Annotated in this window: 19 protein-coding genes; 2 read left to right on the top strand and 17 right to left on the bottom strand. The window is 60.0% G+C overall.

The window, feature by feature from the left end:
- Positions 1–280, top strand: a 280-nt coding sequence (locus HV670_RS27710) for an alkaline phosphatase family protein (protein WP_281362476.1), incomplete at its 5' end; no start/stop codon positions are given.
- A 108-nt stretch (positions 281–388) separates the two neighbouring features.
- Here the strand turns inward: HV670_RS27710 and cueR (HV670_RS27705) are convergent.
- The 17 genes from cueR (HV670_RS27705) to cueR (HV670_RS27630) all read right to left on the bottom strand — a co-directional run bounded on the left by cueR (HV670_RS27705) (position 389) and on the right by cueR (HV670_RS27630) (position 15,695).
- Complete coding sequence (gene cueR / locus HV670_RS27705; RefSeq protein WP_175108176.1) at positions 389–790, bottom strand: Cu(I)-responsive transcriptional regulator; 402 nt, start codon at positions 788–790, stop codon at positions 389–391.
- Between the two features lie 110 nt (positions 791–900).
- A complete protein-coding gene (locus HV670_RS27700; protein ID WP_175108177.1) occupies positions 901–1,218 on the bottom strand; it encodes a P-II family nitrogen regulator in 318 nt (105 codons plus the stop codon).
- A 41-nt stretch (positions 1,219–1,259) separates the two neighbouring features.
- A complete protein-coding gene (locus HV670_RS27695) occupies positions 1,260–1,739 on the bottom strand; it encodes a PCYCGC domain-containing protein (protein ID WP_246258024.1) in 480 nt (159 codons plus the stop codon).
- 106 nt (positions 1,740–1,845) lie between these two features.
- A complete protein-coding gene (locus HV670_RS27690; protein WP_175108174.1) occupies positions 1,846–2,001 on the bottom strand; it encodes a hypothetical protein in 156 nt (51 codons plus the stop codon).
- An 88-nt stretch (positions 2,002–2,089) separates the two neighbouring features.
- On the bottom strand, positions 2,090–2,305 hold the full coding sequence (locus HV670_RS27685) for a DUF2933 domain-containing protein (protein ID WP_246258023.1): 216 nt from the start codon (positions 2,303–2,305) through the stop codon (positions 2,090–2,092).
- A gap of 66 nt (positions 2,306–2,371) precedes the next feature.
- Positions 2,372–2,677, bottom strand: coding sequence for a hypothetical protein (locus tag HV670_RS27680; RefSeq protein WP_175108172.1), 306 nt, complete (start codon positions 2,675–2,677; stop codon positions 2,372–2,374).
- A 132-nt stretch (positions 2,678–2,809) separates the two neighbouring features.
- Complete coding sequence (locus tag HV670_RS27675; protein ID WP_175108171.1) at positions 2,810–3,163, bottom strand: hypothetical protein; 354 nt, start codon at positions 3,161–3,163, stop codon at positions 2,810–2,812.
- Positions 3,164–3,233: 70 nt separating this feature from the next.
- Complete coding sequence (gene dsbD, locus HV670_RS27670; protein ID WP_175108170.1) at positions 3,234–5,099, bottom strand: protein-disulfide reductase DsbD; 1,866 nt, start codon at positions 5,097–5,099, stop codon at positions 3,234–3,236.
- A gap of 78 nt (positions 5,100–5,177) precedes the next feature.
- Positions 5,178–5,522 (bottom strand): copper-binding protein, encoded by a 345-nt coding sequence (locus HV670_RS27665; protein ID WP_175108169.1) that lies wholly within the window; start codon positions 5,520–5,522, stop codon positions 5,178–5,180.
- Positions 5,519–8,725, bottom strand: coding sequence for an efflux RND transporter permease subunit (locus HV670_RS27660; RefSeq protein ID WP_175108168.1), 3,207 nt, complete (start codon positions 8,723–8,725; stop codon positions 5,519–5,521). The genes HV670_RS27665 and HV670_RS27660 overlap by 4 nt, the downstream gene beginning before the upstream one ends.
- Entirely contained in the window at positions 8,722–10,263 is a 1,542-nt protein-coding gene (locus HV670_RS27655; protein WP_175108167.1) for an efflux RND transporter periplasmic adaptor subunit, read from the bottom strand. Before HV670_RS27655 ends, HV670_RS27660 begins: the two co-directional genes overlap by 4 nt.
- An 11-nt stretch (positions 10,264–10,274) precedes the next feature.
- Entirely contained in the window at positions 10,275–11,567 is a 1,293-nt protein-coding gene (locus HV670_RS27650) for a TolC family protein (RefSeq protein ID WP_175108166.1), read from the bottom strand.
- Between the two features lie 93 nt (positions 11,568–11,660).
- Positions 11,661–12,023 (bottom strand): hypothetical protein, encoded by a 363-nt coding sequence (locus tag HV670_RS27645; RefSeq protein ID WP_175108165.1) that lies wholly within the window; start codon positions 12,021–12,023, stop codon positions 11,661–11,663.
- A 139-nt stretch (positions 12,024–12,162) separates the two neighbouring features.
- Positions 12,163–12,375, bottom strand: a complete 213-nt coding sequence (locus tag HV670_RS31465) for a GDCCVxC domain-containing (seleno)protein (protein WP_246258022.1) — start codon at positions 12,373–12,375, stop codon at positions 12,163–12,165.
- Positions 12,376–12,466: 91 nt separating this feature from the next.
- The gene (locus HV670_RS27640; RefSeq protein WP_425511478.1) at positions 12,467–14,956 is read right to left on the bottom strand and encodes a heavy metal translocating P-type ATPase; all 2,490 of its coding nucleotides are present in this window, start codon (positions 14,954–14,956) and stop codon (positions 12,467–12,469) included.
- A 48-nt stretch (positions 14,957–15,004) separates the two neighbouring features.
- Positions 15,005–15,202 carry a heavy-metal-associated domain-containing protein gene (locus HV670_RS27635; protein ID WP_175108163.1) on the bottom strand — a complete coding sequence of 66 codons (198 nt, stop codon included), beginning with the start codon at positions 15,200–15,202 and terminating at the stop codon, positions 15,005–15,007.
- Between the two features lie 97 nt (positions 15,203–15,299).
- Positions 15,300–15,695: a Cu(I)-responsive transcriptional regulator gene (cueR, locus tag HV670_RS27630; RefSeq protein ID WP_175108162.1), complete on the bottom strand. Its 396-nt coding sequence runs from the start codon at positions 15,693–15,695 to the stop codon at positions 15,300–15,302.
- A 290-nt stretch (positions 15,696–15,985) separates the two neighbouring features.
- Between cueR (HV670_RS27630) and HV670_RS27625 the strand changes: the two genes are divergently transcribed.
- Positions 15,986–16,252, top strand: a 267-nt coding sequence (locus tag HV670_RS27625; RefSeq protein WP_175108161.1) for an NADPH-dependent FMN reductase, incomplete at its 3' end; no start/stop codon positions are given.

Genomic DNA, 16,252 nt, shown 5'->3' with positions numbered 1-16,252 from the left:
CATCTCCCCCTATGTCCCGGCCGGAACCATCGACCATTCGCAATATGACCATACGTCGATATTGAAAACTGTCGATAACGTGCTTGGACTGAATGGCTCACTGAATCTCACGGCCCGCGTGCGCGCCGCCGCCGATTTTTCGAAGATGCTGGCATTGCCCGTCGCCCGGTCCGATATCCCGAAGTGTCCGTCGCCTATGGTCGCCGGAAATGTGCGTCCATCGAGCGCCGGTACGCCGCGTGCTAAAGACCCCTTCCTGCCGCTCTATGCGCATCGGTAGGACGCCGATTGTATCGCCCGTCCTCAGGTGGTTCAGGGGGGCAATACTCTGTCGTCATGTCGGAGTTCCACCACGGGTGACCTGTATCCGCTTGCGGAGTGAAAATCGTCAGTGCTTTTGACGGTGTCCCGCGAGTTCATCGAGTATTGGACATTCTGGCCGCGAGTCGCCCCGACAGTGCGAAGCTAGATACTCCAAGGTCTCCTTCATCGCCGTCGTCTCCCGAATCCGCCGGTCAAGTTCCGCAATGTGCTCCGTCGCCAGGCGCTTGACCTCGCTGCTGGGTCGGCTTCGGTTCTGCCAGAGTTCCAGCAGGAGCTCGATTTGTTTCATCGAGAAGCCAAGCCGCCGCGTTTGCTTCACAAAGCGCAGTATTTCGATATCGGTCGAGCCGTACGCACGGTAGTTCGACCCGGTACGGCCTGCAGGCTTGATAAGCCCAGTCTGCTCGTAATGGCGAATCATCTTCGCCGACATGCCGGATGCTTTCGCTGCTTCGCCGATGTTCATCTCGGCCCCCTTTGTCTGGCCGGCCAACCTGCCGTGTATCCGTATTTTTAGACCTTCCCAAATGGTAAGGTCAAGCGGCGCTCGACGGCAGACCGATGTCCGCCGTCGAGTCACGGTATCGCTTCCGCCTGACTGCGAACGCGAAAAAATTTCTCCACCGGAAAGACCGCAACGACTCCGTCACCGATTGCGCCGATATGTGCGGTATCGATGATGGTCTTCACGAGCGTATCGACGTTTTCAGCCTGCGCAAAGATTTCAATCTTGACGTGCTCCGTCGTCCAGTCGTCGGCGAAGAGATTCGGGTGCGCACCAAATCCTCGTACTCTCGTTACGGTCACGCCATGGATGTGGATAGCACCAAGTTTCCTCTCCAGGCTTTCCACTACATCAGGCCTGACAATGGCCACAACGCATTTCAGGTCCATGTCGTCCTCCAGCGGTTGATTGTTAGCGAAACCGTCTCCTGCTAGCCATTTGGTGCCCACTTCGAATCCGCGGCGGCCTGAATCTTCCCGGCATCCTGAACTCCGGCTTGTGTCATCTCGTACGCAATCTCGGCGGTACCCTGGCAAACCGGACACGTCACTGCCATCTGGTCTTCGAAGCATTGGAGATTGGAACGGTGCACGCCACGATTTTCGCAACCGCACCAGCAATAGAGCTTGTTGAGCGTCGCAGGAATCTGCGTCGCAACCCAATAGGCATGCCGAATGTCCTTGTCGGCAAATTGATTCGGGTTCAGGACGTGTGAGGCATCCGAACGACCGCTGGGAATGATGCGCAGTCCGTCGGGACGTAACATCCCCACATGCCACGCAGTTGCCGGATGCGCCCGCTCTTGCAAACCCGCTTTCCCGGTCGCAGAACTGATTGCCCAGTGCTGCGCGAAGAGCGGTCCCAAAACCACCACCGCAGGCACGGCAAGGATGAGCCCGAGCAGGGGCACGACGCGACGCCATGTGGCCCGGGTGCGTACCTGGGAGCGCGACTGAGGCACCTTTTCCTTGTGTATCCGATTTCTCATTGCAACTCTCCTTTTCCACAGTCCAGCGCTATCGCCAGAGACGCATCGCCTCACTGCAAGACCACACGCCGTGCATCATGCTTACGTGCATCACAGCCATGCCGACGATGCCGAGCACAGCGATGAGGCCAATGGCGGCGAAGATAGCGATGATGAAGTTGAGTATCCGAGCGTTGCCGAACATGTCTCTGTTGCATCATTCGCGGAGCGGCACGACGGGAAGCGAGGTCGTGCTGCTCCGTGCGGTTTGGATATGTCTCGCGAGAATCAGGTCATGATTTCTGCTCCCTCGCCGTTTCGTCCAGCCTGTTGGGCTTCTCGGCACCCCACCGCATCCCTCGCATCATGAACAGCATCGACAACGGGCACGCCAGCGAGCAGGCGACCAGGATGAATGTTGTCAGGGCCCCTCTGAACTGGGGTAGTACCCAGTATCCGACGGCGAGAAGCAGCGCAAGAGCAAGCGCAATCGTCAACATCGTCTTCATATTGCATTTCACAGTTGAATCCTTACGAAGTTGGACTGAAATGTTCGTGTTCGAGAGACGAGGTCATTACTTCGATGGCGCCGTTCCAGCCTGGTCGGCATACTTGAGCATGATGTCGCCCATTGCCCGCATCATTTCGCCATGCATGCGCATCGCGGTTTTCGGGTCCATGCCCATATTGCCGCCCATCATTGGACAGTTGCCCATCATGCCGCCGCCCATTCCTCCCATTCCCATCATGGAAGAGCCGTGTTCTCGAGTTTGCGCTGGTGAGCCAGGGTTGTTGTCCGTAGCACCGGCCGCCATGACGGAAGTGCCTGTGGTCAATAGGAGTGCAAACAGCGCTGCTGCTCGTAGAAATTTCGTGGACATATAATTCTCCGGATTCGGTTTAATCGTGTCACTGAGAAAGCAGTTTCTGACGCTCGGGTCGAGTTCATCGCGTTCGTGGCAGACGTGCGCAAGCCACGGTGCGAAACCGTTCGAACCTGGTCGATGAGGGAGTTACAGCGAGCGCGGCGGAGGTGACGGCAGTTCGGGGATGAACTGTTCTGTGAAAGCGCGGGCGACAGCCCGATAGACATGCGAGGAAGGTACAACGATAACGGCGTACGTCACGGGTATGGCAGGCACGCCGCAGACGAGGCCGCCCATGCCCTGACATGCAGGCTGGGAGCTCATGGTGTGGTGTTTTGCACCGTGCTCGCACGTCACTATGTCCGACACGTCTGAGGCTTTCACCTGCTGATGCGCGGCTACGGACGACACCATTGGACAAAGCGCCGCCTGCGCCGGGTAGCCGAGCAATGGCAACCACGCAATCAGAAAGCACGCGACGAGTTTGGCCCAGACTTTCATAGATTTCCAGTAAAGGCGCTGCCGCCGCACATCGCCACGACTCGCCGTCGAACTTGGGTGCAGGTTCACGTCACTTCCCCCATTGCTTTAGATGCGCGAGGAACCCATCGGCGGCCACGAATCCCGCGAGTTGGGCATCGGGCTGCTGCCGCCCATTCCGGTCATAGAAAATCAGGGCCGGCGGCCCGAAAAGCCCAAAGCGCCGCAGCATCGCCGTATCCTCTGCGGTGTTCTTCGTCACATCAATGCGCAGCAGCTTCCAATGCACGAATTCGCGGACCACGCGCGGGTCGGTGAACGTAAAGCGCTCGAGTTCCTTGCAGCTGATGCACCAGTCAGCATAGAAGTCGACCATCACCGGTTGGCCGCCCGCTGCCTTGAGCGCCTGGTCCAGTTCGGCATTGGTGCGTACCGTCTGAAACAGCACGGTCGGATTCGCATCCGCGCTGCCACTTGCGGATGACGACGCGCGCATCACGCCACCGAGTGGCTCCAGAACGTCGAAGTTGCCCGATGCAACACCAATGAATTCAGCGACTCCCGCAACCAGCAGCAATACGCCGAGCGCCTTTCCCACACGGGAAATAACGGGAGCATCGGTCGGTAACGGGTCAATAGCCCGGAGCATCATGCCGCAGCTGGTCAGCAACAGCGCGACCAGTACCATTAGCAGCCAACCTGGGAGCAGCGAATATACAAACCACAACGCGGCGGCGAGAAGCATGACGCCAAGCGTGTTTTGAATCACAACCATCCACCGGCCGGACTTCGGAAGAGCGTGCGCACCGAACGTACCGACCGCCAGTAGCGGAAGGCCTATTCCGATGGCCATCACGTACAGCGCCAGTGCTCCACCGAGAACGTCGTGACTGTTCGCGATATAGAGCAACGCGCCTGCCAGCACAGGCGTGGAGCACGGTCCGACAATCAGCGCGGATAGCATGCCCATCACGAACACCGGAAAGACTCGCCCACCCGGCAGGCGATTGCTCCACACCGTGATTCTGGTTTGCCAACTGGCCGGCATTTGCAACCGGAATAGGCCAAACATGCCCAGAGCGAAGAGCACCATCAGTACACCGAACGCGGCCAGCACCCACGGCTTTTGTGTCACGGCCGCCAGCGGGATGCCGATGAGTGCGGCAACGGTGCCGGCGACCGCGTAGGTAATGGCGAGCCCTTGCACGTACGCGAACGACAGCGCGAAGCCGCGCCTTAGGGACAACCGCTCGCGCCCGCTTATGACGGCCGTCACGATGGGGATGAGCGGATACATGCACACCGTGCCTGCTATCATCAGGCCGGCGAACAGAAACCCCAGGAGTTCGGGCAAGGAAATACCATTCGCAGGATGCAGGTTGAGACCAGATGGCGTGGATGACGGGCTCTCGCCAACGCTCGGGAATTCGGCGACGCCAGATGCAGCGTTATTCCCTGTCCCGACGAGCGTGACGGACCCGTCGGATGCCACCCGATAGCCTCGCGTCTGCGGTGGATAGCAAACCCCCGCGTCCGCGCACCCCTGCGATGTGACGGACAGGAGGACGCTGCTCGCTATGGGACGAGGCAAGGGAATGTGGATTTGCACCGGTCGGTGGTAGACCGTGACCGTGCCGAATGTCGGGTCATTTTTCAGTTCGCCGGGCGGCATTTGGTCTGGCTTTATCGGTGTGCCGTCAGCAGCAAAGCTGAACCTGTCCCGGTACAGGTAGTAGCCGGGTTGTGTGTCGAAATCGAGCACGACCTGTTGCGGCGCACTGAGGGCGACCTTCAAGGGGAACGCCTGTTCAGGCGGCAGCAGGTCAGACTCGTCTACCGCATAGGCGGCCAGTGACATCAGCATAAACAGCACGCCGAGTGTGACGCGCAGCGCGCGGATGAGCGTGCCCTTCAGACGCAAAATGCCTCGCCGGAAAGTGATTGATGTCGTTCGCATCGCTGGCCTCTATCCATACAAGCCGAACTGCCAGCTCACCACGGCCGGTGAGCCGACCAGTACGGCGTCAGTACCTCCTCAAGACTGTTTTTCCAGCTTCACGATAGTCAGCGTGCCGTTGACGTTTTCGACACGAACCTTGACCTTGTCGCCCTCGTGAACCTGCTTGACCATCGCGGCATTCTTCGCCTTGAACGCCATCGTCATCGGCGGCATCCCGACGCTCTCCAGCGCGCCGTGCTTCAGCGTGACCATGCCGGTCTCAGCGTTGACCTTTTTGACCTCAGCGTCGGTGAGCGCCCTAGTGGACGACGCTTTGGACGCCGACGTGGACATGTTCATTCCGACCATGTCATTAGCTGCGAACGCGGGCGCAGCGACGAAGGCTGCAAGTGCGACAGATGCAACAATCAACTTCTTCATTGAATTCCTCCAGTTTGAGTAGTTGGCACTTTCATGCCGGAAGATACCCCGTGGGGGGGCCGCGCATGGTCGAGCTTTCGCGCGCGGCGGCGTTGCAGCAGAAACCATGCTGCAGGGATAACGAACATCGAAAGGATTGGCGCCGTGACCATGCCGCCGACCATCGGTGCAGCGATGCGCTGCATGACTTCGGAGCCAGCGCCATGGCCGACCATGATGGGTATAAGACCCGCCAACACGACTGCAACCGTCATTGCCTTGGGCCGCACACGCAAAACGGCGCCTTCGCGAATCGCATCGAACAGAAGCGCCTCGGTCAGTGGTTCACCTGCTTCCAGCCTGCGATTCAGCGCTCCCTTCAGGTACAGCAGCATCACGACGCCGAACTCAGCTGCGACGCCCGCAAGCGCGATGAATCCGACGGCGGTTGCAACAGATACCGCGTGACCGAGAATCCAGATGAGCCAGAAGCCGCCGACCAGGGCGAACGGCACGGTCGACATCAGTAGCAGGGCATCAGCCGCAGAGTTGAACGTCAGGAACAACAGCACGAAGATGACGACAAGCGTCAGGGGGATAACCGTGCGCAACTTCGCCGCCGCACGCTCCAGATATTCGAACTGTCCGGACCACGCAATCGAATAGCCCGGCGGAAGCGTGACCTTCTCCGCAACAACGCGTTGCATTGCCTTCACGGCCGACTGTAGGTCTGTGTTGCGAATATCCACGTAGACGTAACCCGAGAGTCGAGCGTTCTCGCTGCGAATCATCGGTGGACCATCGGCAATCGTAATGTGCGCGACATCGCCGAGCTGGATTTGTGCGCCACGGTCCGTGACAATTGGCAACTGACGCAGCTTTTCGAGCGAATCCCGGATTTCGCGTGGATAGCGAATGTTGATGGGGAATCGCTCACGGCCGGCAACGACCTCGCCGACGTTGTCACCGCCCACTGCTGAGGACACCACCGACTGGATGTCCGCCACGGCAAGCCCGTAACGTGCTGCCGCCAGCCGGTCGATGTCGACGTCAATGTACCGACCGCCGTTCAGGCGTTCGGCAAGCGCAGACGTAACGCCGGGCACGGCCTTGACGGCGGCTTCAACTTGCGCGGCGACCTTGTCGATTTGCGCCAGCTCGGGGCCCGAAATCTTGACCCCGACCGGCGTCTTGATGCCGGTCGACAGCATGTCCAGTCGATTGCGAATGGGCGGCACCCACACATTCGATAGCCCTGGAACCTTGACGGTCCGGTCGAGCTCATTGACCAGCTTCTCCGGCGTCATGCCGGGTCGCCACTGACTGCGTGGCTTGAACTGAATCGTGGTCTCGAACATCTCGAGCGGAGCCGGGTCAGTCGCAGTGTCGGCCCGGCCAGACTTGCCGAAGACGGTCTCCACCTCGGGAACCGTCTTGATGAGCCGGTCCGTCTGCTGCAACAGTTCACTCGCCTTTTCGGCCGAGATGCCAGGAAGCGCGGTCGGCATGTAGAGAAGGTCGCCTTCATCAAGCGGTGGCATGAATTCGCCGCCGAGCTGGGAAAGCGGAATCGCCGAAGCAGCGAGCGCGACCACCGCCAGGCCGATGGCAACCCACGGTCGACGCAGCGTCGCTTCCAGTAACGGCCGATACAGTCGAATCAGTACGCGGTTAATGGGGTTGGAGTTTTCATGCGGAATTCGGCCCCGGATGAGGTAGCCCATCAATATCGGAACCAGCGTTACCGACAGGCCAGCCGCAGCAGCGATTGTGTAGGTCTTGGTAAATGCCAGTGGCGAGAACAGCTTGCCTTCCTGTCCCTCTAGCGAAAACACCGGGATGAAAGACAGCGTGATGATAAGCAGCGAGAAGAACAGTGCGGGTCCCACCTCCGCTGCAGACGTCGCGACAAGTTCCCAGCGCTGTACCGTCGTGATTTGTTCGTCCGGATGCTCATGTTCGTACGCTTCGAGATGCTTGTGAGCGTTCTCAATCATCACAATGGCCGCGTCAATCATCGCGCCGATGGCAATCGCGATGCCTCCCAGAGACATGAGGTTCGCGTTGACACCCTGATAGCGCATCACGATGAAGGCGGCCAGCACGCCGAGTGGTAGCGATAGAATCGCGACGAATGCACTGCGCAGGTGGAACAGGAACACAGCGCAGACGAGCCCAACGATGATGAACTCCTCAATGAGCTTGTCCTTCAGGTTGTCTACGGCGCGCTCGATGAGCTGCGAACGGTCATAGGTCGTCACGACCTCGACACCAGCCGGCAGCGAACGCTTCAGGTCGGCCAGTTTCGCTTTCACCGCGTCGATGGTCGTCAGCGCGTTCTTGCCGGAACGCATGACGATGACGCCGCCTGCTACCTCTCCCTGGCCATTCAGCTCAGCGATGCCTCGACGCATCTCCGGCCCAATCTGAATGCGTGCAACGTCACCGAGCAGAACCGGCGTCCCCGCATCGTTTGTCCGTAGCACAACGTTGCGGAAGTCATCCAGGGAATGCAGGTAGCCGGAAGAGCGCACCATATATTCCGACTCGGCCATCTCTACCACCGAACCGCCCGACTCCTGATTGGCCTTGCCCAGTGCATCAGCCACCATCGCCTGCGTGATGCCGTACGCGCGAAGTTTGTCCGGGTCGAGGACGACCTGATACTGTTGAACCATGCCGCCAATGGACGCGACTTCGGAGACGTCCGGCACGGACTTCAGCTCGAACTTCAGAAACCAGTCATTCAGCGCGCGCAACTGTCCGAGGTCGTGTTGTCCGGTCCTGTCGACGAGTGCGTATTCGTACACCCAGCCGACGCCAGTTGCATCCGGTCCAAGCGAAACGGTCGCCCCCTGTGGCAGTCTGCTCTGCACCTGATTCAGATACTCGAGCACGCGCGAACGCGCCCAATACTGGTCAGTCTTGTCGTCGAACAGCACGTAGACAAATGCATCGCCGAACGAGGAATAGGCCCGGATGGTTTTTGCGCCTGGCACGCCCAGCAGCGTCGTGGTGAGCGGATACGTGACCTGGTCCTCGATGACTTGCGGTGCCTTGCCCGGATACGATGCTTTGATAATGACCTGCGTGTCGGACAGGTCGGGCAGCGCATCAAGCGGCGTTTGCGTGACCGAATAGACGCCCCAGGCCGTGACGAGCACGGTCGCGAGCAGCACTAGAAAACGGTTGTGGATAGACCACCTTATGAGGTGCGCAATCATTGGACGCCTCCGACCGGTTCAACCTTCGTCAGCTGGTAGCCATTGTCAGATTGCTTAAACACAAAATGCACAGTGTCGCCAGGCTTCACATCGGGAAACGCCGTCGGCGACGGTTTGCCGAAAGACATCGTCATCGCGCCCCAGCTTAGGGCCGGAACCGGTTGATGTGAGAACGTGATGTCCTCAGCCGTAACCTTCTCTACCTTGCCGGTCGTCTCGTAGGTTTGGGCTGCAGCCGACGCGGGCGCGGGCGCGGGCGCGGGCGCAGGAGCGCCTGGACCCGGGCCTGCGCCGCCTTCGAGCCGTGGCAGAATCGATTTCAGACTGGCTTCTGAGTCAATCAGGAACTGGCCTGACGCGACGACCTGCTCACCATCGTTCAGGCCGTTTAACACCTCGGTTTCATTGCCGACATCGTTGCCGACGGTGACAGATACGGGCTGCAGCCTCCCGTCGCTGTTCCTGGCGATGACCACGGAGCGCTTGCCCGTAGTGATGACCGCCTCGGACGGAACGAGCAGCCGCGAGACCGCCTTCTGTCCGCCGACGCGCACACGCATCAGCATTCCCGGCGTCAGCCTGAGCGCTGCATTGTCGATTTCGAGGCGTGCCTGCAGTGTGCGGCTGCTGGTGCTGATGCCGGGCAGGATTTCGCGAATATGCCCCTTGAAGTGCTGGGTCGGGTCACCCGCGAACGTCGCATCCACCGTCATGCCGGGCTGCACGCTCAGTGCAAGCGCCTCGGGTATTTCAACAATGAGCCACAGCTTTGAGAGACCGGCGACTTTGGCGAGTGTCTGTCCTGGTGCCACCATCGCACCCTCTCTGACATTCAGTTCGCTGATGACACCTGTTTCCCGCGACGACAGAACGACATGGGTCTGTGCCTTTCCGGTCCGGTTGAGGTTTGCGACGACACCGTCCGGAATCGACAGCGTGCGCATACGCACACGAGACGCTTCGAGCATGCTGCTGTCCATACCGCTGCGCTTGAGCGCGAGATACTCTTCCTGCGGCGCCAGCCAGTCGGGTACGAACAGCGATGCAATCGGCGCCCCCTTCGCAATCCGCTGCATCGGCGCACTTGCGTATAGGTGGTCGATGTAGCCCGTCACCCGGGACTGCACGACGTCCGAGCGCGATTCGTCGAATTGCGTGGTGCCGACGGCATCGAACCCTTCCGTGGTTTCCTGCCGGCGCACGGTCGCGTAGCGAATGCCCAGATTCTGCTGTAGCCCTGGGTCAATCTTGATGCCACTCGCGCCTCCCTCATCGGCATAGACCGGCTCGAGCTGCATGTCCATGAAGGGCGACTTGCCGGGTTTGTCGAAGTGCTGGTTAGGGACCATCGGGTCGTGCCAGTACAGCACCTTGCGACCGGTCTTCGGGTCGATTTTGTCGCCCGATGTCGACGTCATGGCTGAGGAGGCGGAGCCGGTCGCCGTAGCGCGATACGTGCCAGCGAGATAGCCGACACCTAACAACGCCGTTGCTCCAAACACCACAAGGGCTGTGCGTGCCAGTTGTTTCTTTTGCATGCTGTTCTCCTTCACTGACTCACAGCCATGGATGCGGGCACGACCTGATATTCGAGCTGGGCCCAGGTCTGGGATACGTCTCGCTGCAGGTCGAGCACCTGAAGTTCAGCTTCGAGTTGGGCGCGTCTGGCGGCGAAAGTATCTGCAAGCGAGCCAGTGCCTGCCTTGTACGCGGCAGCCGCAAGTTGGACGCGCTGGTCCGCCGCTGGCAGCAAATCCTGATTGAGTCTTGCGATACGCTCCCGGCCACTGGCAAGGGTCGCTGACAGGTTCTGGACATCGGCTTCGACCTGGCGTTGTATGTCCTCGTACGTCAGGCGCGCTTTCGTACCGAGTTCCCCTTTTTCAGCAACGTCCCGGTCCTCGACGTTCTTGCGGTTAAGTGGCAGCGGAATAGTGACGCCGACGGACACAAATCTCGAAGAGCCGCCTCCCTGAAGATAGGAGACGTTCCATGTCCAGTTCGTACTGCGGTTGCTGTTGGCGACGGCCGTATCGGCGTCCGCGAGCTTGATGTCTGCCATTGCGGAAATCAGCGCCGGCTCCACTTCGGTGAGCTGGTCGGGTGGAAGTGAGGCAACTACGGATTGCGGTGCGGGTGGCTCACCGCTTACGTCGGTGACCGTACTGGCGGTCCATCGCGACAGGCTGATGAGTGCCGTCCGCAAAGTCTGCTGAGCCTTTAGTAGCTGGTCCTGTGTTTGCGCCAGCATCACCTGGGCCTGAGTCACATCTGCCGCAGTCGATTTCGCCCCTCGATAAGACGCTTTGGTCGCATCCAGCTCATGGGTCATGTGGCCAACGAGTTCCTGCTCCAATGAGACAGATTTCTTCGCATAGACTGCGTTCAGCCACGCCGACGCAGTCTGCTGGCGCACGTTGGCAAACTGCGTGAGAAATCCCGAACGCTCGCGGTCGACAACTTGGTTTGCCAGCGTTGAGCGAAGCCGGCGCTTTTCCGGCGAGACCCATTCCTGCTCGATGCCAATGCGACGCATCGTCAGAATGTTCTGGCCAATCGTGAACCCCTGTGCCCCGTTAATTGGTAGGTTGTCGACACCTGCCGCGAGCATAGGGTTGGGCAACTGACCAGCCTTGACGGCGGCTTCCGAACTGGCACTCACCGACGCTTGCGCAGCCCCCATGGCGGCGGAGCGGTCAGTCGCCGCCTGAAGTGCCGCATCAAGCGTTACGGGTGCTTCCTGAGCGTACGCAGCAGCGCTCGCTAGAATCAGGGCGGCACCAAGCGAACGCGCGCGCAGTGGTGCACGCCGGCATGACGGCGTGCCAATAGTTAAAGGCATGTTCTAACCCCAACGGCGGACTCCCACAGGGGAATCCACGTCCTGGACGCAGGACGACCTCGCCGCATACGCGGCGAACCTGTCAGAAAGGGATTAGAGGGTGCGAGGAGGTCGCCAGAAACCGCCCGGTTCACGAACGGACAGGGACTGCGCGTAGTGAAATACGATGGGTCTGGACAGCCCGGCGGGACGGGTCACCTCGGTAGCTGCTACCGGGTGATACAGGCTGCCAAGCTGGCATTGCGCCGTCGTCTTGCAGAAAAAGCGTTTGGTTTTCCCCGTCGACGGCGGTTTCATGGTCTCGCAGCCGGCCATTTCCGCCGACATCGCACTGCTATCGTCTGCGGCGATGGACATCTGCATCGGACATTCCCCAGTCAAGCCGCTGGCCGCCAGCCCACTGATGGGCAGCGCGGCGCAGAGCAACAGGAGGAACAATGTCCGGAGGAATTTCATGGCGAGGATTATAGTCGAGCCAATCTATCTGTGGCCCCCGCGAGCTTGTCGTCCGCGTCGGTGACCGCACGCAGAGAGACCCCGGCGCAGCTGAACGAACGCGAATTCTGAGGCTTGAGCCTCAGCTTCCGCTCGTTGGTCAAGCGCAGCAAGACCCAGACTGCTGCATCGAAGGGCACTTACTGGTGCCGTACGAACAGTGCACGCAACAATCGCCGGGTTTCGGCGTAAGCACTGTCTTGCAATGCTCGCATTCATAGAACCACACGCAGGCGTCAGTGGGCATCGTCTCGTCTTTGCTTTGCCCGCACGCCGGACATGTGATGGTGGAATTCAACACAACGGCATTCATCTGTGCACCTGCTTTCCTTTATGTAGGACGGATAGCCGACATCGGCCGTGGCGTTTGGCAGCGCTGCGGCCGATGCCTCCTTCGGGCCGGCTCAGTGCGGTGTGGCTAAGGGACCACGCGTTTTTTCCTTGGCGGCGCCCATAACAACAGTGGCTGGCGCCGACCTGCTTGCCCTCGGTTTCCACGTGCGCAACAACAGTGCATTGCTGACGACACTCACGCTGCTGAAGGCCATTGCGGCTCCCGCCACAATGGGACTGAGCACGCCGAAAGCCGCCAGAGGCACTCCAAGAACGTTATAGACGAACGCCCAAAAGAGATTCTGCCGAATCTTTTGATACGTTTTGCGCGAGATATCGATTGCGTCGGCCACCAACGACGGGTCGCCACGCATCAGTGTCACGCCTGCTGCGTGCATCGCGACATCCGTGCCTGTTGCCATTGCGATGCCCACGTCAGCCGCTGCCAACGCGGGGGCATCGTTTATCCCGTCGCCGACCATACCGACAACAGCACCGGACTGACGCAACGCAGCGACGGCGTTGACCTTGTCCTCGGGCAGCAACTCTGCATGCACTTCGTTGATGCCCAGTTCTTTTGCCACGCGCTGGGCGCTGCCCACGCTATCGCCGGTAAGCAGGACCGTGCGCACACCCATCTCCGATAGTGCTTCGATAGCACGACGCGCGGTCCCCTTAATGGCGTCCCCGAAGGCCATCAAGCCAAGCACGCGCGACTCGGGCTGGGTCTGAACCAGCCACGATACGGTCAGACCCGATGCGTGTGCTTCCTCGGCCGCACGTTGCAGTTCACTCGGCGGCTGGACAGCGGTTGCGTTCAACCACCGGTCACTACCAATGACGAGTTGCCACCCGTCCACCGTAGCCTCAATGCCGCGCCCGGGCAACGCTGTGACGTCGGCGACGCTGCTCAGCGGAACGTCTTCGCTTTGAGCAGTGGCCACGACCGCGCGAGCAAGCGGGTGTTCGCTCGCCTGCTGAATCGACGCCGCAAGTCGGAGCGCTTCCTCTCGCGACACGTGCGCAGGGGCGAACGTAACCAGACTGGGCTTTCCTTCCGTGAGGGTACCCGTCTTATCGAACGCAACCACGTTCATCCTATGGGCCAACTCCAGGGCTTCGGCATCTTTGATGAGTATGCCGTGCTGCGCGGCCACACCGGTGCCTGCCATAATCGCGGTAGGGGTCGCTAGACCGAGCGAACAAGGGCAGGCGATAACAAGGACCGCGACTGCGTTCAGCATCGCCATTTCGGCACTTCCACCTACGGCGAACCAGCCGAAGAAGGTCAGAAGTGCCATGCCCAGTATCGCCGGCACAAACACCGCGCTTACCTTGTCCACCAAACGCTGTATCGGCGCCTTCTCGACCTGTGCGGACTCAACCAGTCGAATAATGCGCGACAGCATCGTGTCCGCGCCTACAGCCGTCGTCCGAACAACGAGGTAGCCATGCGCCAAGATGGAACCAGTGACAACCGGGTCGCCGGCGCCCTTGGACACGGGTAGGCTCTCACCCGTGATGAGCGACTCGTCAATATCGCTCTGGCCTTCCAAAATCACGCCGTCGACCGGAATGCGCTCGCCAGGACGGACTACCACGTTGTCACCCGTTCTCACTCGGGACAGTGGGATAGTCTTTTCTTCGCCGTTTGCGCGAACGCGCGCCGTTTCAGGCCGCAGTGCATTCAGTGCCCGTATGGCTTCAGTCGTCTTATGTTTCGCGCGCACCTCCAGCCATTTGCCGAAGCGTATTAGCGTGATAACGACGGCGGACGCCTCAAAGTACAGGTGCCCCATTTGGCCCGGGTGAGCTACCAACTCATACACGCTCAGCCCATACGCAGCCGAAGTTCCGAGTGCAACCAACAAATCCATGTTGCCGGCTCTCGCCAGAACAGCCTTGTAGGCAGACTTGTAAAACCGCCCACCGAAGGCAAACTGCACAATTGTCGCGAGCACGAGTTGAACTGATGGGGGCAGCATCATGTGCAGGCCAAACCACTGGGAGACCATCGGCACGGTCAGCGGCAGGGTGAGCAACGCGCAGAAAATCAGTGCCAGCATGTCAGTATCTAGTCCGGGCAGCGGCGACTGCTTCGTTTCGTCCGTGCGCAACGATGCGTCGTAGCCCGCCTTCGCGACGGCGGCGACTAGCGCGTCCTCTCCGACTCCGATGGCGCGCACCGTTGCGGTCTCTGTCGCGAGGTTCACCACGGCGTCGGTCACGCCGGGTATCCGGCGCAGGGCCTTTTCAACGCGCGAGACGCAGGATGCGCAGGTCATGCCGCCGACGTCAAGCGTCGTCGACGAGTGGAGGACTTCATAGCCGGCGCGTTTCACGGCCTCGACAAGCGCATCCGGCGTAACGGACGCGTCCGTCATCACCTGGGCACGCTCGGTAGCGAGATTCACGGCCGCCCGTTCGACGCCCGGCACTTTGGAAATCGCTTTTTCAACGCGGCTCACGCAGGACGCGCAGGTCATTCCATTCACTGGCACGGACCATTCTTTGGCAGGCTTTCTACCGCCAGCCTTCGGCACTGTCGCTTCCATCTTCATCACCTTATAAACAACCGCACTCAAGCCGAGGGCTGCCTCGGCGCGCAATCAACCCTTTAACGTCGGGCTGTAACCCGCTTCGGAGATGGCGTGTAGAAGATCTTCGGGCGTCGAGTCGGAGACGACCTTCACACGTTTTTGGTCCAGGTTGACGTCAACCGTCGCGGACTGGTCGATTTCCTTTACCGCTTTCGTGATGTGGCCGGCGCAGCGGCCGCACGTCATGTCCTTTACTTCAAATTCCATTTTTTTCTCGGTTCCGGTTGAATGGTTCGAGAATTGACCTTCCACCCATTGGAAGGTCAAGCCTTTTTGCAACCCAGCGCTTAGCGACTGCGCTGCGTCAATGGTGTTGCGCGGCCAGCCTGTTCAAGATTGGGCATTCCGGGCGAGAGTCACCTTTGCAGTGCTTCGCGAGGTCCTCGAGAATCCTCTTCATTTCCATGAGTTCTCGGATACGACGGTCCAGCTCTCCGATATGCTCCTTGGCCAGGTGTTTGACTTCGCTGCTCGCCCGGCTGCGGTCCTCCCACAGCCCGAGCAACGTTGCGATTTGGTTCATCGAGAAGCCGAGTCGGCGGGCTTGCCTGACGAACCGAAGCACTTCCACGTCGTTCGGTGAATACACGCGGTAGTTGGACTCAGTGCGTTTCGCCGCCCGAATCGGTCCAGCTTCCTCATAGTGACGAATCATTTTGGCCGAGACGCCGGACGCCTTCGCCGCTTCCCCAATGTTCATAACGAACCCCTTCTGAGCACGGCCTTCACACCGCATACTTCCAGTTTTCACCTTCCCACAATGGGAAAGTCAAGCGCGCGTGCGCTACCGCTGTACGCGGCGGTAGGTGCAACCGACTCTTGGCGGGTTCAGGGAAAACGGCGCGACTCTCGAAACAAAGCGCGCCCGAAACGCTGGCCGGCGGCTTCAAGTGACGAGGTGATGACGGTCGTGTTCCGCATGGCTTCAAGGCAGCCTTGAATCGACCAAGCACCTCCAGATGGTGGAAATTCAAATGGCAGAGTATTGAGATGACAGCTCACACAATCAACGGCGACGAAGGCTTCCCGGCCGCCAGGACAGATTTTTTCGACACCGATATTGCAGTTCGCCTAGGCATGGAGGGGCAGCCGCCGGTGAGGATTCTGCTGCTCTACGGTTCGCTGCGTGAGCGCTCGTATTCGCGGTTGCTCGTCGAGGAAGCCGCTCGCCTGTTGCAGACTTTCGGTGCGGAAACGCGGATTTTTGACCCGCGCGGTCTGCCGCACGCAGACGACGTCGACGTGAAGAACCATCCG

Origin of the sequence: Pararobbsia alpina (assembly GCF_902859895.1) — a bacterium.
Lineage (GTDB): Bacteria > Pseudomonadota > Gammaproteobacteria > Burkholderiales > Burkholderiaceae > Pararobbsia > Pararobbsia alpina.
The sequence above is the reverse complement of the archived record's forward strand: the minus strand, read 5'-3'. Positions and strand labels throughout refer to the sequence as shown.